We start from the raw sequence: 19903 nt of genomic DNA, 5'->3' as shown, positions 1-19903 counted from the left end.
GGAGGAGTCAGATGGAGATTTCATTATCAAATCTTAACTGGCAGGTAAAAGGGTATTGGCCATATGTGCCGATCAAAGAAAAAAGCATGGAAACCGGTCAGACGCTGCATGGTGTTACACCATGGATAGATGCAAAAGTTCCGGGAGGTGTACATTATGACTTGTGGAAAGCAGGATATATCCAGAACCCTTACTATGCGAGAAACAGCCTGAATTGTGAGTGGGTGGAGAACCGCTGGTGGATGTACCGCACGGATTTTGACGGACAGTCTGGCTGTGAAGACCTTACTTCAGAACGGGTATTCCTGGTGTTTAAAGGTATGGATTATGAAGCAATGATCTATTTCAATGATGAACTGCTGGGTACCCACAAAGGAATGTATGAACACAAGCGCATTGATCTTACGGGCAAAATAAAGGAACATAATAAACTGGTAGTAATATTCAAAGGAATACCTTCTGAGATGGGCCAGATCGGATATACCTCAGCCACATCCACCCAGAAAAGCAGGTTTAATTATAAATGGGATTTTTCCACACATCTGGTTAATATCGGTTTCTGGCAGGATGTGGTTCTGGATATTGTGGAAGAAGCGCAAATAGAGGATTTGTTTATCCGTACCGATATGGAAGATGATCTGGGAATGATCCGGGTATCGGGAAAAGTCTGTACCAGTAGGAATAGAGAAGAAGCACAGAGGCTCTCTGTGAAAGTCTGTATAGGATCGCCAGGAGATAAAAGCAGCAGTGATGTAAGATGGATACGGGAACATGAAATGCTGGATGAGGATAGTGTGTCCGCAGATGGTTTGACGGAAGTGATGGAGGAAGATCCGCCGTTAAGAATAGAAGAAGTCAGTCTGAATGCAGATGGAAGTTTTGATAAGCCAATTGTAGTTATAAACCCTCAGTTATGGTATCCTAACGGTGAGGGAGAACAGCCCCTTTATCCGGTTACATGCAGTGTCCATGAGGGTGAAAACCAATTATATACCTGTACAAAACACGTGGGAATCCGCTCCTTTACATATGCACATAATGAAAGAGAACATGCCGGTGCATTGCCCTATACATTTGTTGTGAATGGTAAGAAAACATTTGTGAAAGGCGTCAATATTACCCCCCTGGATCATATTTACGGCAATGTAACCAGAGAGCAATACGCGTATTTGATTACAGCCATGGTAAATGCGGGAATAAATATGGTTCGTGTGTGGGGAGGAGGTCTGATAGAAAAGGAAATATTCTACGATCTCTGTGACGAAAACGGCATTCTGATCTGGCAGGAATTTATCCAGTCCAGTTCCGGGATTGACAATAAGCCCTGCGAGGAAGCAGCTTTTTTGCAGCTGTTGGAAGCAAATGCAAAAGCTGCGGTACTGGAGAAACGCAATCATACCGCACTTATGGTATACAGCGGCGGAAATGAGCTGATGGAAGAGGCAGACAGACCAGTTTCTGCTGCTAATAAAAATATAGCGCTGTTAAAATCCATTGTAGATACTTATGACGGTACCCGTCTGTTTCTGCCCACGTCTGCGTCCGGACCCCGGGAATTTATAACCAGAGAAAAAGGCGTCAGCCATGACGTACATGGAAACTGGAGATATGAAGGAAATCCGGAACACTATGAGTTATACGGACAGTCTGATAATTTGTTTCACAGTGAATTCGGCATGGATGGTACCAGCAGCGTGAAAAGCCTGGAAAAGTTCCTGCCCGAAGAGTCTGGGAAACCCACGCTTATGTCCGGGGATCTGAACTGGCAGCACCACGGTGAGTGGTGGGGAACTTATCTGCGTGATGTGGAGATGTTCGGAGAGATAGCAAAAACAAAGGAGAACCTGATGCTGTTTACGAAATGCAGCCAGTTTATGCAGTCTGAAGGACTTCGCTTTATGATTGAAGCGGACAGAAGGCGTGCGTTTCAAAACAGCGGTACGATTATCTGGCAGTTAAATGAGCCTTGGCCCAATGCCTCATGCACAAATCTGATTGACTATTACGGGGAAACGAAATCGGCGTATTATCAGGTTAAACGGGCATATGAAAGACAACATATTTCTATGACGTATCGGAAATTAAACTATGCTCCTAACGAAGAAATCAAAGAAGATATCGTGGTGTCCAATTCCGGCGAAGGATTTCTGGCCGAGGCAGAAGTGCTGGTACGGGTAATCTCCGGTGAATTGATTTCAAGGTTCGCTTTGACCGGAAATATTCTGAAAAACGGTTCTTCTGTCTTAGGGAAAGCAGTTTTTCATGCACCGAAAGAGCAGGGTCTCTTCTTTGTAACCGTCAGGCTGAGAAACGGCAGCAGGTTCTTATCAGAAAACACTTATACATTTAGCAGCCTGGAGAAAGAGATATTAAATCCTCTTCGGGGAGGTGCGGGAAAAGTGGAAGTCCGGCATTCTGAAACGAAAAAGCTTCGAAATGGCAGATTGGAAAAAACACTCGTATTAAAAAATACCGGAAAAGAAGCAGCAGCAGAGGTTGGAATTGAATTGGTAAGAGATGACTATTACCTTTTAGGAACAGATAATTATGTTCTGCTGTTTCCGGGGGAAGAAATAAAAATGCAGTATTTATTGATTCCCAAATTTGCCGGAACCTTTTTGGAGGTGGAAAACCTGAAGGATACGGATGGTGGAAAGAACTGGGATATAAGAGTGACGGTGCTGCAGAGCGTGTTGGAAAGGTGTGGAAAATGAAACAGGACATAATAAAGATACTTTTAAAAATCAGATGTCAGAAATCCGGGGAACATGTGTGGGAGTGTTCCGGTAAGAGCGAGCGGGATGGAGAACAGATCTATTTATTTGAAGAAGATAAGGGAAGGGCAGAAATAACTATCAGAAAACACGGAGAAATCTTAGCGGGTTTTCTGAGCCTGAAATTAGGGAATCAGCCGTTTCGGGAAAATGATAATCTGGAGCTTATAGAGCCTGTTACATTGGAAATAGAATTAGCACAAAAACCCAGGGCGGTTACAGCCATGTATCTGCATCGTGATTGGTGGACCAGACCGGAATTTACAGATGATCTTGGAAAAATCCCGGACAGAACACAATCCGTTTTTATGGAATATGATGACGGAGCAGGTTATCTTCTCCCTTTATCCGGAAATCAATTCAAAGCTTACGCAAAGGGAGAAAAGAAGGGCATTCTTTCACTGACGATGACCTCCTATATGGCCGGAATGAATCAGCTGTGTGAACCCGTATTTTTAATGACAACGGGAAAAGAGCTGTATTCTGCGGTAAATAGCGCATTTGATGAAGCAGTTAAATTAAAAGGAATACCAGGAAAAGAAAAAAAGAATTATCCGGATATGTTCCAGTATCTAGGGTGGTGCAGCTGGGATGCTTTTTACACCGATATTACAGAAGAAAAAGTGCAGGAAAAGGCAAAAGAGTTAAAAGAAAAAAATGTTCCGGTAAGATGGATGCTTATGGATGACGGATGGTTGTCGGTGCATGACCAGCGGCTCTACAGTATGGCTCCGGAGACAGAAAAATTCCCCCGGGGATTTTTAGAAATGACGGCTGAGATTAAACGTAATACTGATATTAAATGGTTTGGGGTCTGGCATGCTTTTGGCGGTTACTGGGGCGGCATTGAGCCGGGCAGCCCTCTGGCTGAGGAAGAAAAGGATAATCTGTTTTCTACCACCAATGGAAAGCTGCTGCCTTATCCGGAAGCGGAGCGGGGATATGGCTTTTTCAGGGACTGGTATGAACAGCTTCGCAGGGACGGGATAGATTTTGTAAAAGTAGACGGCCAAAGTGCTGTGAAAAATTATTATGAGAATGACCGGCCTGTTCCATTGGCTGCAGCACAAACTCATATGGCACTGGAAGGTGCTGCCGCTGCTTATATGGGAGGCAGACTTATTAATTGTATGGGTATGGCTATGGAGAATATCTTAGGACGCCAGGGATCTGCGATTTCCCGAAACAGCGATGATTTTGTCCCGGATCATGAGGATGGATTCAAAGAACATCTTCTGCAAAATGCATACAATGCTCTGTACCATGATGAATTATATTATCTGGATTGGGATATGTTCTGGACTTCACATAAAGATGCCGGGAAGCATGGTTTATTAAGAGCGATCAGCGGAGGCCCTGTATATTTCAGCGACCGGATTGGGGAAACGGATGGCGAAGCAGTGCGGCCACTTGTTTATCGGGATGGAAGAATATTGAAAATGGACCGGGGAGCCAAGCCATCTCCGGATTGTATTTTTACAGACCCGCAAAAAGAGGGGTTGTGTAAACTTACCAATGTCGGAGGATGCGGAGAAAATCGTAAGGCGGGGGTGATTGCTGCATTTAATATCAGCCCGGGATGCCAGAAAAGCACCATTTCTCCGGCAGATATTTATGATCTGAAAGGAGATCAGTTCCTGGTATATGATTACTTCAGACAAGAAACGATGGTTATGGACAGAGAAGAGAAGTTAGAAATAACTGTGGAGTCAGAAGGGACTGCATTTTTTTTGATTCTGCCTTATCAGGAGGATATCATTTTCTTTGGCCTGCTTGATAAATATATTAGTTTTCATTCCATAATGGAGGTAAAACACGACACCCATATGACAATGGCAGTTTTGAGACAGGGCGGAAAGGCAGCATTTTATTCCGAAAAGAATATATGCAGGGTATTAGTCAATGGAAAAGATCAAACAAACCAGCTGGATCACCAGGGATATATGTATCAGATTGATTGTATGCAGGAAGTGGGAACCGTGATTTTGATGATTGAAACAAAAGATGCGCTATAACGTGTCAGCTGGGAAATCCAGATCAGACCATAAGCATTATAGGTTCTATTGAAAGAGGAGGGATTTTGTGTATATAGATGAAAAACAAGCATTGGTGAATATCTGCCGTATGCTTTATGAGCGGCAATTAGTAACTGCATGTGATGGCAATATTAGTATGAAGGTGTCTAAAGATCATATTTTACTGACACCTTCGGGAATGAATAAAGGTCTGTTACTGCCGGAATATATCATGGTGCTGGATCTTTTCGGCAATACCCTGGAAGGAAACGGGCGAGCCTCAAAAGAATATCCGATGCATCAATTGATCTATCAGATGAGACCGGATGTAAATGCTGTGATTCATACTCATCCGGTCTGCGCAACAGCATTTGCACTGGCAGGAATAAATATTCCGGACAATTATCTGATTGAAACCAGAATGATGCTGCCGGATATTGCGCTTGCAGAGTATGCAACGCCAGGGACACGTGCGCTGGCAGATGCGATAGAACCCGATGTATCTGTTTCTAATGCAATTTTGCTTAAAAATCATGGTGCGTTAACGTATGGGAAAGATCTGATAGAGGCCTACAATAAAATGGAGGTTTTGGAAAGCATATCCAAAACAATCATTATGTCTAAGATTCTTGGGGAACCCCAGAGCATTCCGGAGTGAAGGGAAATAAGGTTGAGAAAATTATGAATGGAAAGGAAGCCACGGTATTGATTCTTTCAAACACGCTATATTGTGGCAGTATTGCAGGCAAGCCAGCAATATGCAACGGGTATAAAAATGAATAATAAAATAATGCTGATTACCTATGCTGACAGCTTTGGTAAGAACTTAAAAGAGTTAAAAGAAATGCTGGATATGTATTTTTCGCAGGAAATAGGCGCGATTCATATTCTTCCGTTTTTCCCATCTACCGGAGACAGAGGATTCGCGCCTACTACCTATGAAGAAGTGGAACCGGCATTTGGCAATTGGGACGATATTCATGCGTTGTCTGAAAATTATGAGTTAATGTTTGATTTTATGATTAATCATCTTTCCAGACAATCCGCCCAGTTTCAGGATTTTATAGAAAAACATGATAAGTCAGAATATAAAGATATGTTTATCCGCTTTAAAGAATTCTGGCCGGAAGGAGAGCCTTCTCCGGCAGACGTAGCAATGCTTAATAAGAGGAAAAACCATGCACCCTGTGAGGATATCACTTTTCGGGATGGTACGCATGAAAATATCTGGTGTACTTTCAGCGAAGAACAGATGGATTTAAATATGGAATCATCAATTACCTGGGAGTTTATAGAGCGTTCTCTCCGGTTTTTAATGGATAACGGTGGTGCGTTGATTCGTTTGGATGCATTTGCCTTTGCTACAAAGAAATATCAGACTTCCTGCTTTTTTATAGAGCCTGAGATGTGGGAACTTATGGAACGGGTACAAAAGATTCTGGATGAAAAGCATATTCCGATGCTTCCTGAAATTCACGACCATTATAAAGTGCAGATGAAAATCGCGGATAAAGGATATGCGGTATATGATTTTGCCCTGCCGGTGCTGGTGCTGCATACACTATATACAGGCAGTGTCAAAAGGTTAAAACATTGGTTTGAAATCTGCCCGTGTAATCAATACACTACGCTGGATACTCATGATGGAATCGGAACAGTGGATGTGGAAGATTTACTGAGCAGTGAAGAGCTGGAACATGTAATAAAGGTAACAGAAAAGTGCGGTGCAAATTTTAAAATGGATTTTTCTGCAAAAGCAAATGAGAAACCGGTGGTATATCAGATCAACTGTACTTACTATTCGGCGCTGGAATGTAAAGATGATGCTTATCTTCTGGCGAGAGCCATCCAGTTTTTCGCGCCCGGTATCCCACAAGTATATTATATGGGGCTTCTGGCGGGAGAAAATGATTATGAATTAATGAAAAAGACAGACTTCCCAAGAAATATCAGCAGACATAACTATACAGTTGCGGAAGTCGAGCAGGAGGTGCAAAAGCCGGTGGTAAAAGAACTGTGCAGGCTTATGCGGATACGGAATGAATACAGGGCATTTGATGATATTTTTTGTGCTGAAGAAACGGCAGATGATAAACTTAGGATAATAAGGGAAAGTAATGGATGCAGAGCGGTGCTGGATGCAGATTTGAAGACAATGAAATTTTGTATTATTTGCGATGATAGCAATTATAATTATGTGAGTCAGTAAGGAAATACGCCGAAGTTACGGCGCAATAATAAATCAGCGGCATACATGGCAATTTCTGAAAAATCCTGAACCATGAAAATGGAAGTAATCGTAGGATCAAAAGCTTGGAAAATCTGATCATCATCAAAAGAAGCGGCATATTTGTTACATTTATGCAAAAGAAGGGGAACTATGAAACTAATGAATCATCTTTACATGGTGGCAGGTGTATCTCTGTCCCATTCCTTTGATGCCACAGCATATCTGATCGAGGGGGATGCGGGACTTTACCTGTTGGACTGTGGCACGCCGGATGGCTTTTTCAGGATTACAGAGAATATCAGATTACTGGGATTTGCGCCTGATGATATCCGGTATATTTATGGAACCCACGGGCATTACGATCATGTTGGAGCGGCAGCGTTATTTCAGCAAAAATATAAATGCAGGGTGATGATTCATGAAGCAGATGCCTGGCAGGTGGAAACGGGCGATCCGATCCTGACCACAGGTGAATTGCTTTATGGCAATCCATTTCCTCCCTGTATAGTAAATGGGTACCTAAAGGATGGTCAGCAGATAAACTTTGGAAACCAGATAACAATGACAGTGGTACATACACCAGGGCATACAAGAGGAAGCGTCTGCTTTGCCTTGGATTGCGCCGGTTATCAATTTTTAGTTGCAGGGGATACGATCTGGGGCGGCTTTAGTGAACAGATTGGGTCTGATGCAAAGCTTTGGATGGAGAGCCTGGATAAGCTCACTGCAATGCATTTTGACGGATTTAGTTTCGGGCATGTTGGGGCAAATGTCATTGCAGATGCCGATAGAAGGATTATGGATGCAAAGCGGCAGTTTGGTGTATATTATAATCCCTGGTTTAAGCCAATGAAGGAAGAGTTTCGGTACTAGTGTAAATATGCCACTATATAGCACCTGCTATCCGCGCCAGCTGACGGAGCCCATACCAGTTTCCCGCACCCATTTTTCTGTACACTACCTATCATTTACAAAGCGTCTTAATCAGCTTAACCCAAATGCAGTTCACAGACATAATCATCAACAACGAATAAAGAATTCGTTAGAAAGACAGAGATTGAAAATGGGAAATAAAAAAGAAATATTTTCAAACAGGCAGTTGAAAGCATTGATTATTCCTTTGATTCTGGAACAGATACTTGGAGTCACGGTGGGAATGGCGGATACCGTTATGGTGTCCGGTGTGGGAGAAGCAGCGGTATCCGGAGTTTCGCTGGTAGATTCCATCAATATATTATTGATTAATATTTTTGTATGCCTGTCAACTGGTGGTGCAGTTGTGGCTGCGCACCGGCTGGGCGAGAAAAATACGCAAAGAGCCTGCAAGACTGCAGATCAGCTGCTGTTAGCCATAACGGGTATGGCATCTTTGATCATGGTGATATCACTGATTGGAAATCGATTAATTCTTGCATCCATTTTTGGAAATGTAGAAAAGGCGGTAATGGAAAATGCAGTAGTTTATTTTTACCTGACTGCATTGTCATTTCCTTTTTTGGGGATATACAGTGCAAGCACGGCGTTGCTGCGGTCTATGGGGAATTCCAAAATAGCAATGTATACCTCTATATTGATGAATATCATGAATGTAACCGGAAATGCAATACTGATTTTTGTATTTCATATGGGTGTATTTGGGGTTGCATTTTCTACTTTATTGTCCAGGGCGGCAGGAGCTGTGATTATGCTGGTGATTCTTCATGACCAGAAGAAAGACATACATTATGAAAGGCATTTCCGACTGGGGTTTCAACCTGGAATTATTAAGGATATTTTGCGGATAGGGGTTCCTACCGGGCTTGATAACTGCATCTTTCAGATTGGAAAGATTCTGGTACAAAGCCTGATTGCCGGATTTGGCACCGCGGCGATTGCTGCCAATGCTATTGTAGGTGTAGTAGCCGGCTGTGCAGTTATTCCGGCATCTGCAGTAGGAACTGCGCTGATTACCGTGGTGGGACAGTCTGTGGGAGCAGGGGCATATGACGAATCCAGGCGTTATACAGTTAAACTGATAAAGTATGCTTATCTATTCATGGCATTGCTGAATATTGGCATTATTCTCATGGCAGGTCCCATTGTGGGAATCTATCATGTGTCCTCGGAAGCTTCTGTGATGGCAAAACAAATCGTTATATTTCACAGCGTTTGTGCAGCGCTTCTCTGGCCCATGGCATTTTCCCTCCCCAATGTACTAAGGGCATCTTTTGACGCTCCTTATACAATGGTGGTATCCATTGGTTCTATGTGGATATTTCGGGTAGGGTTTAGTTATCTGCTGGGACTGCATTTTGAAATGGGGCTCCTGGGAGTATGGGCAGCTATGGCTATCGACTGGCTTTTCCGGTCAATATGCTTTGTGTATAGGGTGAGAACTGGGAAGTACTTGAAAAATGTGAAATAGATGTGTAGTTGAGTCGGGCATTCGCTGTAAAATCCGGAAGGCTTTCGCAGCTCAATGCCCGTTTAGCAACCCATGGGAGCCAGTCGGATGCTGCTCTAAAGCGTCTTCAATCAGCAACCCCTAATCAGCAAAATGCCTATCAAAATTATAGAACCGATTAGTAAAATTGTGAATATATTTTCTAGAACCGATCATATGCTTATTGAGTATTATGTATTTCCTAATTTAAATTCCCGATTTGAAATCCAAATTTGAAATCAGATCTGATTTCCAGATTTAATTTCAAAAAACCACTTGACAAATGTAAAATTAAGGATATAATAGCTAATATCATACTAACTTGATATACTTAATAGGTTATATGGGATTAGAAAAGTATGAAAGGAGAATTCACATGAATATTCGAAGAAACCAAAATCAAATATACATAGAGGAGGCACGAATGTGCCGATGTTGTTCCTGTCAGGTGCACTGCTGTATTTGCATATGAAAGTTAAGAGGTGGATGAATGGAAAAAAAGAAAGTGGATTCTTACGGACAGAGAGATGATATAACAAAAGTTATACAGGCAATTGAGTCGGTGCAGTATGGTGCCGTTTCGGTTATCATCCAGGATGGACGAATCGTTCAGATTGAAAAAAATGTAAAAGAAAGATTAAGATAAACTGACCAGTCAACTGGAGGTTTCGGAAAAAATTATTTTCGAAATCTCCAGTTTTTTTGTACAGTACTGCAGTTTTCAATATAGAAAGAGAGGGGATAAATTATGAAAAATGAAAAGAAGAGTGACTTAGCAATAAAAGGAAGAAAGATCAGATTGACGATGCTATTAACAACTATTTTATTATCGGCAGCAGCACTAACGGGCTGCCAAAAAGAAGCTTCCAGTGCAGAGGCGAAAGAGGGATCGAATACGGAGAAGATAGAACTCACGAATGTTTCCTATGATCCAACCAGGGAATTGTATGAACGTTATAATGAGGCTTTTGCAAAATATTGGAAAGAAAAAACGGGTCAGGAGATCGAGATTACACTGTCGCATGGGGGTTCCGGAAAGCAGGCGAGGTCCGTTATTGAAGGTAATGAGGCAGATGTGGTTACACTTGCACTGGCAGCAGATATTACAGCAATTCAGGATGCAGGACTGATTAAGGAAGGCTGGCAGAGTAAGCTGCAGGATAACAGTGCTCCTTATACATCCACCATTGTTTTTCTCGTAAGAAAGGGAAATCCGGCACAGATCAGCGGATGGCAGGATCTGATCAAGCCAGATGTAAAGGTCATTACACCAAATCCCAAGACGTCAGGCGGAGCCAGGTGGAATTATCTTGCAGCATGGGCTTATGCAGAGAAAGCTTATCAGGGAGATGAGGAAAATGTGAAATCGTTTATCAAAAAGTTATATGATAATGTGCTGGTTTTAGATTCGGGAGCCAGAGGCGCAACGACAACATTTGTGGAAAACGGGCAGGGGGATGTTCTTCTCGCCTGGGAGAATGAAGCATATCTGGCGATGAAGGAACATCCTGATGAATATGAATTAATTACACCGGATATCAGTATCAAAGCGGAGCCCCCTGTGGCAGTAGTGGATCAGACGGTAGATGAGAGAGGAACTAGAAAGGCAGCTCAGGCCTACCTGGAGTACCTCTATTCAGAGGAGGGACAGCGGATTGCCGCCGAAAATTACTATCGCCCTTCAGATGAGAAAGTTGCTTCTCAGTATGGGAAACAGTTTAATCTGAAAATGAATCTGGTTACCATAGATGATAAAATCTTTGGCGGTTGGGAAGAAGTACAGAAGAAACATTTTGATGACGGTGGTATCTTTGACCAGATCTATGAAGCAAATTAAAATGGGGATCTGAAACGGCAGAAGACCAGAGTGTGACTGAAATTTATGACATCAGGATTTGCGCCCTGAGAAAGGAAATATATGAAAAGAAAACAAAGATCAAAAAGAGTGATTCCGGGATTCGGTCTCACAATGGGTATTACACTGGCATTGCTTGGGCTGATCGTTATCATTCCCCTGGCGTCTATTGTGATCAGCGCATCAGGGCTGGGATTTGCCGAATTCGTAGGGATTGTTACGGACAGGAGAATTATGGACGGCTATAAGGTGAGTTTTCTGTGTGCATTGATTGCGGCGCTGATCAACAGTTTTTTTGGGGTCGTCTTAGCCTGGGTTCTGGTAAGGTATGATTTTCCATTGAAACGAATTGCAGATGGTTTGATTGAACTGCCATTTGCGATTCCCACAGCAGTAGCAGGTATTGCGTTAACGACGCTGTATTCCGATAATGGGTGGATTGGCGGACTGTTTGCAAAGGCAGGAATTAAAATTGCCTATACCCGTGTTGGAATTACCATAGCTATGATATTTATCGGGATACCATTTATCGTAAGGTCAATTCAACCTGTTCTTGAAAAGTTAGACAGACAATATGAGGAGGCAGCAGCGATGCTTGGTGCCGGAAGAGTGGTTTCTTTTTTCTGCATTATACTGCCGGAGATTACACCGGCGCTGCTGACCGGATTTGGTTTGGCATTTGCCAGAGCCCTTGGGGAGTATGGCAGTGTGGTATTTATTGCAGGAAATATTCCATATAAAACAGAAATCGCCCCGTTGCTGATTATGGGAAAACTGGAACAATTCGATTATGAAGGAGCCACAGCAATTGCGTTGGTAATGCTTCTGATCTCATTTTTAATTTTATTATTGATTAACTCGGTACAGATCTATGCGGGAAAGTTTGCAGGAGAATAGGAGGAAGGCGGATATGAAAGAAAAACAGGAAAACCGGGTTACAAAAATAGTACTGATCGGAATCAGTCTTATTTTTTTAACGGTATTGCTGATTCTGCCGTTACTTGTAATTGTAAGAGAGGCAATGCGGGGCGGCTGGGAAGCTTATACAAAGGCAATCACAGATGAATATACGCTGAAAGCCTTTTTTCTCACATTAAAAGCGACGGGGGCTGCGGTAGCGGTAAATACCCTGTTCGGAGTTTTTGCAGCCTGGGCAGTGACCAAGTACCATTTCCGGGGAAAGAAGTTTGTAACAACACTGATTGACATTCCATTTGCCATTTCCCCGGTTATAGCCGGTCTGGTGCTTTCTATGACCTTTGGCAGAATCGGGTGGGCATATCCTCTGCTGCAGACGGCGGATATTAAAATTGTATTTGCTATTCCTGGCATTATACTGGCAACGATTTTTGTTACATTTCCCTTTATTTCCAGGGAGCTGATACCGGTACTGAATGCCCAGGGAACCGATGAGGAAGAGGCGGCAGCACTTATGGGAGCGGGAGGCTTTACGATCTTTCGTAAGATTACATTTCCTCATATAAAGTGGGCTTTGCTATATGGAATTATTTTATGTACAGCCAGAGCAGTAGGAGAGTTTGGAGCAGTGTCCGTTATTTCCGGACATCTGAGAGGGAAAACCAACACATTGCCGCTTCATGTGGAGATTTTATACAATGAATTTAAGTTTTCACAGGCATTTGCAGTGTCTACGATTCTGGTGCTGCTGGCAGTTGTTATTCTTATTTTAAGAAATCTGGTTGAATATAAAGGGAAAAAAGGAGGTGGCCGCTAATGTATGTGGAGTTAAAAAATATTCGGAAAACCTTTGGCGACTATACGGCATCTGATCAGGTGAGCTTTGGTATCGAAAAGGGCAGAATGGCGGGGCTCCTTGGACCCAGCGGCAGCGGAAAGACAACGATTCTTCGTATGATAGCAGGGCTTGAGACGCCGGATGACGGGGATATATTCATTGACGGCATCCGGGTCAATGATCAGGAACCAAGTAAGCGGGGAATCGGATTTGTATTTCAAAGCTACGCGTTGTTCCGGTATATGACTGTATTTGAAAATATTGCATTTGGGCTTCGGATAAAAAAACAGAGTAAAGAAAAGATACATAGCCGGGTTATGGAGCTGGTGCATCTGATCGGCCTGGATGGCCTGGAAAAGCGGTATCCCCATCAATTGTCGGGAGGCCAGAGGCAGCGTGTGGCATTTGCCAGGGCACTTGCACCGAATCCCCAGCTGCTGCTCCTGGATGAACCTTTTGCTGCTATTGATGCAAAGGTGCGAAAGGAACTGCGAAGCTGGTTAAAAGAAATGATTAATACAGTGGGAATAACCAGTATCTTTGTAACCCATGACCAGGATGAGGCGGTAGAGGTTGCAGATGATATTATAATTACTAACCGGGGCAGAGTAGAACAGATGGGGACTCCGGATAATATTTACAGACACCCTGCAACGCCTTTTGTGGCACAATTTGTAGGAGAGTCTGCGGTTCTGGACAATTATGGACGATTAAAAGGATTTGATGCAGGAAAAGAATCCAGAAAAGCAGTAATCCGGCCTGAATTTATCAAAATTGCAAAGCGTGGCAAGATGAAACAGTTTGTTCATGCCTGTGAAGACGGGGTTGTGTGTGAAAGTTCATTTCGCGGCAGCTATCAGGAGGTCCGGGTTCTGGTAGGAGATCTTACTCTCACGGCAAACTGGCCTCTGGAGAAGGAATTGCTAAAGTCCGGTGATGAGGTGAGTGTATTGATCTATAAGCTGTATGAATTCGATGAACGCAGCGCAAGGCTGGTAGAAAATCAGAATCTTCAGGAAACTAATCTGATTTATCTTTAGATTCTGTTTGAAAATATGCAATGGATGAACGACAAACGTCCATTGGACGTTCAGCAACCCTCTCGGCAGTCGTCAAGGCCAGGCAAGCTTGACTTTGGCTCGTTGCCGGCGGGAATAAAAGGAGCCGATTATGAAAAAGTTACAGGTAAAAAGACTTAAAAGCGACATTTTGATTATTGGCGGCGGAACTGCCGGATGTTACGCTGCATTGACCATCCGCCGGGAAGGTGATGCATCTGTCTTAATTGCCGAAAAGGCAAATATTAAGAGAAGCGGGTGCCTTGCAGCAGGAGTGAATGCACTCAATGCTTATGTTACAAAAGGGATGATACCCGATGACTACGTTGATTATGCAAAGAAAGATGCAAATGAAATCGTAAGGGAAGACCTGCTGCTGACCATGTCTGAAAGGCTGAATGGTGTAACCGAACAGCTGGAATCCCTGGGACTTGTGATTCTTAAAGATGAAAATGGGGAGTACGTCACCCGGGGAAAAAGGAATATTAAAATTAACGGAGAAAATATAAAACCGCTTCTGGCAGATGCGGTGCAGGGATTAAAGGATGTTCAGGTGATGAACCAGGTTCATATCATTGACTATATCATGAAGGATAATAAAATTCTGGGAGCCGTAGGAATTGGAGTGGAAGATCCGGTGATCTATGTGATAGAAGCAAAAGCCGTGCTTTGTGCTACAGGAGGCGCTGCAGGGCTGTACCGACCGAACAATCCCGGATTTTCAAGACATAAAATGTGGTATCCGCCCTTTAATACAGGCGGTGGATATGCTATGGGAATTCGTGCCGGGGCAGAGATGACGACTTTTGAGATGCGGTTTATTGCACTTCGCTGCAAAGATACAATCGCACCGACCGGTACCATAGCCCAGGGCGCGGGAGCAAAACAGATGAATGCCCGAGGAGAATTATATGAGGAAAAGTACGGGATTTCTACCTCTCAGCGGGTTTATGGAACCGTAAAAGAAAATCTTGCAGGCCGGGGGCCCTGTTATCTTAAGACAACTGGAGTTTCCAAAGAACGGGATCTGGATTTAATGAAAGCTTATCTGAATATGGCGCCGTCCCAAACGCTGAAATGGATAGAGGAAGGCAAGCCGCCAAGTGCAGCAGATGTGGAGATTGAAGGGACGGAACCATATATTGTCGGGGGACACACAGCAAGTGGATATTGGGTCGATACCAAACGAAGAACTACCATAACAGGACTTTATGCAGCCGGAGATGTGGCTGGTGGATGTCCCCAGAAATATGTAACCGGAGCACTGGCGGAAGGCGAGATTGCGGCACAGGCAATACTGGAAGATTTAGAAAGGTGCAATGCTGCTGCTTTGACGGAAAATAATGATGGTTTATTTGAACAGGTGAGTATTGAAAAAGCGAAAGAAATTCAAGAAATACTGGAGAATAGACCAGGACTGTTTTCAACGGAACAGCTGGAAGAAGCGATGCAGAAGGTTATGGATACTTATGCAGGAGGGATTTCGAACCATTATCAGTACAATGGGATACAACTGAATCTGGCTGAAAGAAAGATAAAGGAACTAATGGCATTGGCGGAAAATCTGTCTGCAGCAGATATGCATGAAGTGATGTTTGTATATGAACTGAAAGAACGTCTGGTGGTCTGTCTGACTCTGATTGCGCACCTCAGGGCACGCAGGGAGACCCGGTGGAACAGCTTTAATGAAAATCTGGATTATCCGCGGAAAGATCCTGAATGGATGAAGTATGTAAATTCCCGCATGGAGGATGGCGAAATTAAAATCTTATACCGGAAGCTGACGGGAAGGAGGGAGCAGTATGAGCATAACAATTAAAAGGGATGTATGCATCGGATGCGGAAAATGCCGTATGGTGTGTCCGGGCAGTTTATTGAAGGCAGATCAGGATCGAAAAGCGTATATTGCTTATCCCAGAGACTGCTGGGGCTGTGCATCCTGCGTAAAAGAGTGTCCCGTAAATGCGATTTCCCTTTACCTGGGGTCGGATATGGGAGGAAAAGGAAGCCTGCTGTCTGTGGAGGAAAAAGGGGATCTGCTTTACTGGAAAGTAGAGAAAACAGATGGCACGACGGTAACAATCGAAGTTAATAAAAAGGATGCAAATCAATATTGAGGAGTGCAGATGGAGGGAATGAATTTTAAGACACGCTCCAGACAGTGACCATACAGCAATTAGGAGGAATAAAGGTTGAAAGAAAATTATGATTTAGAAAGGAAGCCACAGTGTGATTCTTTCAACCTGTTTTATTGTGGCAGTATTGCAGGCAATCCTGCAATATGTAATGGGTATAAATATGAAGAAAATATCAAATGAATTATCTCATTTAGACGAATTGGAAGCAGAGGCAATTTATATAATACGGGAAGTGGCGGCAGAATGTGAGAAACCGGTTATGCTGTACTCCATTGGAAAGGATAGTTCCGTTATGCTGCATCTGGCATTAAAGGCATTCTATCCGCAGAAACCGCCATTCCCGTTTTTACATATAGATACCACATGGAAGTTTCATGAAATGATAGAGTTCCGAGACAGAAAAGCGGAGGAATTGGGGATTGAGATGCTGGTATACAGCAATGAAGAGGGAATACGCCAGGGAATCAACCCCTTTGACCATGGAGCTGCATATACGGATATTATGAAGACTCAGGCATTAAAACAGGCACTTACAAAGTATGGTTTTACGGCTGCATTTGGAGGCGGACGCCGTGATGAAGAAAAAGCAAGGGCAAAAGAGAGAATCTTTTCTTTTCGAAATGAAGCCCATGCCTGGGATCCCAAGAACCAGCGTCCGGAAATGTGGAAATTATATAATACGAAAATCCATAAGGGAGAAAGTATGCGGGTATTCCCAATTTCAAACTGGACCGAAAAAGATATCTGGCAGTATATTAAAAGAGAAAATATTGACATTGTACCGTTATATTTTGCTGCAGAACGTCCGGTTATTGAAAGGGATGGCAATCTGATTATGGTAGATGATGACAGATTAGAATTGCTGCCGGAGGAAAAAATTCAGCATAAAAGTGTAAGATTCCGTACTCTGGGATGTTACCCCCTCACAGGCGGATGTGAATCCAGGGCAGCAACGCTGGATGAAATTATCGAAGAAACGTTAAGTGCAGTTTCCTCTGAACGTACCACCCGGGTGATTGATAAAGAAGAGGCGGGCAGCATGGAGCGAAGAAAAAGGGAGGGATATTTCTAATGAAAGGATTATTAAAATTTATAACCTGCGGAAGCGTGGATGATGGAAAATCAACCCTGATCGGGCATATTTTATACGATGCGAAACTGCTTTATGCAGATCAGGAAAAAGCACTGGAGCTGGACAGCAAGGTTGGCAGCCGCGGAGGTGAGATTGATTATTCCCTTCTTCTGGATGGTTTAATGGCTGAGCGGGAACAGGGAATTACGATAGATGCAGCATATCGCTACTTTACAACAGATCATAGAAGCTTTATTGTGGCAGATACTCCGGGACATGAGGAGTATACCAGAAATATGGCAGTGGGTGCATCATTTGCAGATCTGGCAGTAATACTTGTGGACGCAAAACAAGGTGTACTGGTGCAGACCAGGCGCCATGCCAGAATATGTTCGTTAATGGGTATCCGTTCATTTATATTTGCAGTAAATAAAATGGATCTCATGGGATACGACCAGAATCGTTTTCTGGAAATTGAACGTGAATTGCAGGAATTGAAAGAAGAACTGTTGCTTGAAAATATCATTTGTATCCCGGTATCTGCTACGGAAGGAGATAATGTAACCAAAAAATCAGCAAACACACCCTGGTATGAAGGCCAGGATTTGCTTACCTGCCTGGAAAATATCGACGTTGCCGTAACTTCGGAACAGGGATTTGTACTTCCGGTACAAAGAGTGTGCCGACCGGATCATACTTTCCGGGGATTTCAGGGTCAGATTGAATCCGGTGTGATAGAGACAGGAGAAGAACTAATTACTTTGCCAAGTGCACAGAGGGCGGTTGTAAAGAGTATTTATGCGGGAGACCGGGAAACTTCCAAAGCATACGCAGGTCAGGCTGTGACCATTCAGCTGGACCGGGAGGTAGATGTTTCCAGAGGATGTGTGCTGACTAAAGATACCGATTTAAAACCAGTCAAACAATTTGTGACAAGTCTGTTGTGGATGGATGACTCCAGACTGGTTCCCGGAAAAGAATTTCTGGTTAAGACGGGAACAAAACTAATACCGGGAGTGGTAAAAGCGATCCGGTATAAAGTAGATGTGAATACAGGGGAACATTTAGCAGCAGAACACCTGGTGAAGAATGAAATTGCACGTTGTGAAATTGCTTTGACAGAACCGGCTGTAATCGATCTGTTCCATAAGCATAAAACGCTGGGAGAATTGATTCTGATCGACAGGATAACAAATATGACTTCTGCCTGCGGTGTTATTGAAGAACTGTGTGGGTTAGACGAAGCAGGGGAGAAAGAGGGGAGAGACAGTACTTTTATCCATGGTGACCTCAGGGCAAGAGGCGATATTTTTGAAGAATATTATTACAATCTGGAAAGCCTGTCTGTTATGAAAAGCAGAGAAGTACAGCAGGTGTATACTATTGGAGATCAAATCCCGTTAGAAGGGGAGAGTTTTTCATATCCCGAAGATTTTGATGTTTGTGTACTTCGCGATAAGACAGCGGTACGCATACGCAAAGGACAGATAGCGGAAATACAGCCATTAAAGGAATATCATTATAGTGGTGTACCGGTTTTAAATGGCAGAGGATTTGGAATTCAGGTAAATAGCGATGATGAAGTATCAGAACTTTTTAAAGAATGGGAGCTAAAAAAAGATAATCGGCAGGCAGAATTTTTAAACCGGTGGATGGATTTTGGGGCTTACCGCAGAATTATCTTTCATGATAATTTCTGGGTGATTTAATTTGAGAAAATAAATGATTCTGAAAATATAGCTGAAATACCCCGGAGGTTGGCTGGCTCCGGGGTATTTGAAAAGAGAGTTCTCTGTAAACAGAGTTAAAATGATAAAGAAGTTTATTACTCAATTATTATATATAATTACATCGGCTTTTTGTTCACGAATGTATTGAAATGCAGTTTTTGTGTTACCAGTTTCTTTGATGAACTATCAGTAGATAATAAAAGAAAGGCGGCTTTCAGTTTTTGATTTTTCCATCATGTCTACATATATTTGAAAGAATTCCGGGATCGATTCGGTTACGTCAGAAACCATTCTTTCTAACACTTTATCAAAGGGTGCAATACCGATAGCGTTTTGGGGTTCACCGGAAAGAAGTATGGGTAATTCTTTTATCTCCCACCACTTATATCTTCCGCCGAAAGAGCGTCTGGCTGTTTCCAGAATATAGCAGCCAAATAAAACCCTGGTATTTTGCCGGAACGCCGGATTAAATTTGGCATATGGCGGCATTGTTTTCAGGATATGATCCAGCTGGGAAAGGCTTTGGACCGAGTAGTCAAAATTTTCTTTAAAGGAATAATGTTTTATAAATGCGGAAGCAAAATATTCGATTTTATGATTGGAACAGTTTTCTTTTGTCAGTAGTCTGGGGGGATTAAATTTCACGGAAACCTCCTGGAGATTATAAACGGGTTTTGATCTTTACGATACACCGGCTCCGGATATAACCCCGGAGCCAGGCAAAATGGAGTTACTCCGCAGCGTTGGAGGAAGCTGCGGAGCCGACATTGTGAATAACGAAATTCAAGATTTATTATATACGATTGTCAGAGCGTTGTGGTAATGTTTGTATTAAAAGGTAAGTTTTCTGGCA

General features: G+C 43.0%; 16 protein-coding genes. 15 read left to right on the top strand and 1 reads right to left on the bottom strand.

Annotated features, from left to right (window positions below; all coding sequences use genetic code 11):
• The first annotated feature begins 11 nt into the window (after positions 1-11).
• From RHS_RS12895 to RHS_RS12830, 15 genes are all read left to right on the top strand, one after another.
• A complete protein-coding gene (locus RHS_RS12895) occupies positions 12-2714 on the top strand; it encodes a glycoside hydrolase family 2 protein (protein ID WP_047833426.1) in 2703 nt (900 codons plus the stop codon).
• Positions 2711-4789: a Sip1-related alpha-galactosidase gene (locus tag RHS_RS12890; RefSeq protein ID WP_047833425.1), complete on the top strand. Its 2079-nt coding sequence runs from the start codon at positions 2711-2713 to the stop codon at positions 4787-4789. Before RHS_RS12895 ends, RHS_RS12890 begins: the two co-directional genes overlap by 4 nt.
• Before the next feature lie 67 nt (positions 4790-4856).
• On the top strand, positions 4857-5447 hold the full coding sequence (locus tag RHS_RS12885; protein ID WP_395022288.1) for a class II aldolase/adducin family protein: 591 nt from the start codon (positions 4857-4859) through the stop codon (positions 5445-5447).
• A gap of 117 nt (positions 5448-5564) precedes the next feature.
• A complete protein-coding gene (gene gtfA / locus RHS_RS12880; protein ID WP_395022286.1) occupies positions 5565-6998 on the top strand; it encodes a sucrose phosphorylase in 1434 nt (477 codons plus the stop codon).
• A gap of 171 nt (positions 6999-7169) precedes the next feature.
• Positions 7170-7892 carry an MBL fold metallo-hydrolase gene (locus RHS_RS12875; protein WP_047833424.1) on the top strand — a complete coding sequence of 241 codons (723 nt, stop codon included), beginning with the start codon at positions 7170-7172 and terminating at the stop codon, positions 7890-7892.
• A gap of 190 nt (positions 7893-8082) precedes the next feature.
• Positions 8083-9423: an MATE family efflux transporter gene (locus tag RHS_RS12870; protein WP_047833423.1), complete on the top strand. Its 1341-nt coding sequence runs from the start codon at positions 8083-8085 to the stop codon at positions 9421-9423.
• A gap of 508 nt (positions 9424-9931) precedes the next feature.
• Positions 9932-10087, top strand: a complete 156-nt coding sequence (locus tag RHS_RS30950) for a YezD family protein (RefSeq protein ID WP_081820097.1) — start codon at positions 9932-9934, stop codon at positions 10085-10087.
• A 159-nt stretch (positions 10088-10246) separates the two neighbouring features.
• Positions 10247-11278: a sulfate ABC transporter substrate-binding protein gene (locus RHS_RS12865; RefSeq protein WP_047833468.1), complete on the top strand. Its 1032-nt coding sequence runs from the start codon at positions 10247-10249 to the stop codon at positions 11276-11278.
• Between the two features lie 81 nt (positions 11279-11359).
• Positions 11360-12193, top strand: coding sequence for a sulfate ABC transporter permease subunit CysT (cysT, locus tag RHS_RS12860; RefSeq protein ID WP_047833422.1), 834 nt, complete (start codon positions 11360-11362; stop codon positions 12191-12193).
• 13 nt (positions 12194-12206) lie between these two features.
• On the top strand, positions 12207-13031 hold the full coding sequence (gene cysW / locus RHS_RS12855; protein ID WP_027292419.1) for a sulfate ABC transporter permease subunit CysW: 825 nt from the start codon (positions 12207-12209) through the stop codon (positions 13029-13031).
• The gene (locus RHS_RS12850; protein WP_027292420.1) at positions 13031-14092 is read left to right on the top strand and encodes a sulfate/molybdate ABC transporter ATP-binding protein; all 1062 of its coding nucleotides are present in this window, start codon (positions 13031-13033) and stop codon (positions 14090-14092) included. The genes cysW and RHS_RS12850 overlap by 1 nt, the downstream gene beginning before the upstream one ends.
• Positions 14093-14222: 130 nt before the next feature.
• Positions 14223-15929: an adenylyl-sulfate reductase subunit alpha gene (locus RHS_RS12845; RefSeq protein ID WP_027292421.1), complete on the top strand. Its 1707-nt coding sequence runs from the start codon at positions 14223-14225 to the stop codon at positions 15927-15929.
• Positions 15913-16227 carry a ferredoxin family protein gene (locus RHS_RS12840; RefSeq protein ID WP_044295740.1) on the top strand — a complete coding sequence of 105 codons (315 nt, stop codon included), beginning with the start codon at positions 15913-15915 and terminating at the stop codon, positions 16225-16227. The genes RHS_RS12845 and RHS_RS12840 overlap by 17 nt, the downstream gene beginning before the upstream one ends.
• Positions 16228-16408: 181 nt before the next feature.
• A complete protein-coding gene (cysD, locus tag RHS_RS12835; protein WP_027292423.1) occupies positions 16409-17320 on the top strand; it encodes a sulfate adenylyltransferase subunit CysD in 912 nt (303 codons plus the stop codon).
• Positions 17320-19029 carry a sulfate adenylyltransferase subunit 1 gene (locus RHS_RS12830; protein ID WP_070041198.1) on the top strand — a complete coding sequence of 570 codons (1710 nt, stop codon included), beginning with the start codon at positions 17320-17322 and terminating at the stop codon, positions 19027-19029. Before cysD ends, RHS_RS12830 begins: the two co-directional genes overlap by 1 nt.
• Positions 19030-19236: 207 nt before the next feature.
• Here RHS_RS12830 and RHS_RS12825 read toward each other — a convergent pair whose 3' ends face one another.
• The gene (locus RHS_RS12825) at positions 19237-19695 is read right to left on the bottom strand and encodes a hypothetical protein (RefSeq protein ID WP_027292424.1); all 459 of its coding nucleotides are present in this window, start codon (positions 19693-19695) and stop codon (positions 19237-19239) included.
• Between the last annotated feature and the right edge of the window lie 208 nt (positions 19696-19903).

Source organism: Robinsoniella sp. RHS (assembly GCF_001029355.1).
GTDB lineage: Bacteria > Bacillota > Clostridia > Lachnospirales > Lachnospiraceae > Robinsoniella > Robinsoniella peoriensis.
This window is presented reverse-complemented; position numbering and strand designations above follow the sequence as displayed.

What these genes read in the sequence shown, in the direction of transcription:
- RHS_RS12895 (WP_047833426.1), top strand. Translation starts at nt 12, where the DNA reads ATGGAGATTTCATTATCAAATCTTAACTGGCAGGTAAAAGGGTATTGG.
- RHS_RS12890 (WP_047833425.1), top strand. Translation starts at nt 2,711, where the DNA reads ATGAAACAGGACATAATAAAGATACTTTTAAAAATCAGATGTCAGAAA.
- gtfA (WP_395022286.1), top strand. Translation starts at nt 5,565, where the DNA reads ATGAATAATAAAATAATGCTGATTACCTATGCTGACAGCTTTGGTAAG.
- RHS_RS12875 (WP_047833424.1), top strand. Translation starts at nt 7,170, where the DNA reads ATGAAACTAATGAATCATCTTTACATGGTGGCAGGTGTATCTCTGTCC.
- RHS_RS12870 (WP_047833423.1), top strand. Translation starts at nt 8,083, where the DNA reads ATGGGAAATAAAAAAGAAATATTTTCAAACAGGCAGTTGAAAGCATTG.
- RHS_RS30950 (WP_081820097.1), top strand. Translation starts at nt 9,932, where the DNA reads ATGGAAAAAAAGAAAGTGGATTCTTACGGACAGAGAGATGATATAACA.
- RHS_RS12865 (WP_047833468.1), top strand. Translation starts at nt 10,247, where the DNA reads ATGCTATTAACAACTATTTTATTATCGGCAGCAGCACTAACGGGCTGC.
- cysT (WP_047833422.1), top strand. Translation starts at nt 11,360, where the DNA reads ATGAAAAGAAAACAAAGATCAAAAAGAGTGATTCCGGGATTCGGTCTC.
- cysW (WP_027292419.1), top strand. Translation starts at nt 12,207, where the DNA reads ATGAAAGAAAAACAGGAAAACCGGGTTACAAAAATAGTACTGATCGGA.
- RHS_RS12850 (WP_027292420.1), top strand. Translation starts at nt 13,031, where the DNA reads ATGTATGTGGAGTTAAAAAATATTCGGAAAACCTTTGGCGACTATACG.
- RHS_RS12845 (WP_027292421.1), top strand. Translation starts at nt 14,223, where the DNA reads ATGAAAAAGTTACAGGTAAAAAGACTTAAAAGCGACATTTTGATTATT.
- RHS_RS12840 (WP_044295740.1), top strand. Translation starts at nt 15,913, where the DNA reads ATGAGCATAACAATTAAAAGGGATGTATGCATCGGATGCGGAAAATGC.
- cysD (WP_027292423.1), top strand. Translation starts at nt 16,409, where the DNA reads ATGAAGAAAATATCAAATGAATTATCTCATTTAGACGAATTGGAAGCA.
- RHS_RS12830 (WP_070041198.1), top strand. Translation starts at nt 17,320, where the DNA reads ATGAAAGGATTATTAAAATTTATAACCTGCGGAAGCGTGGATGATGGA.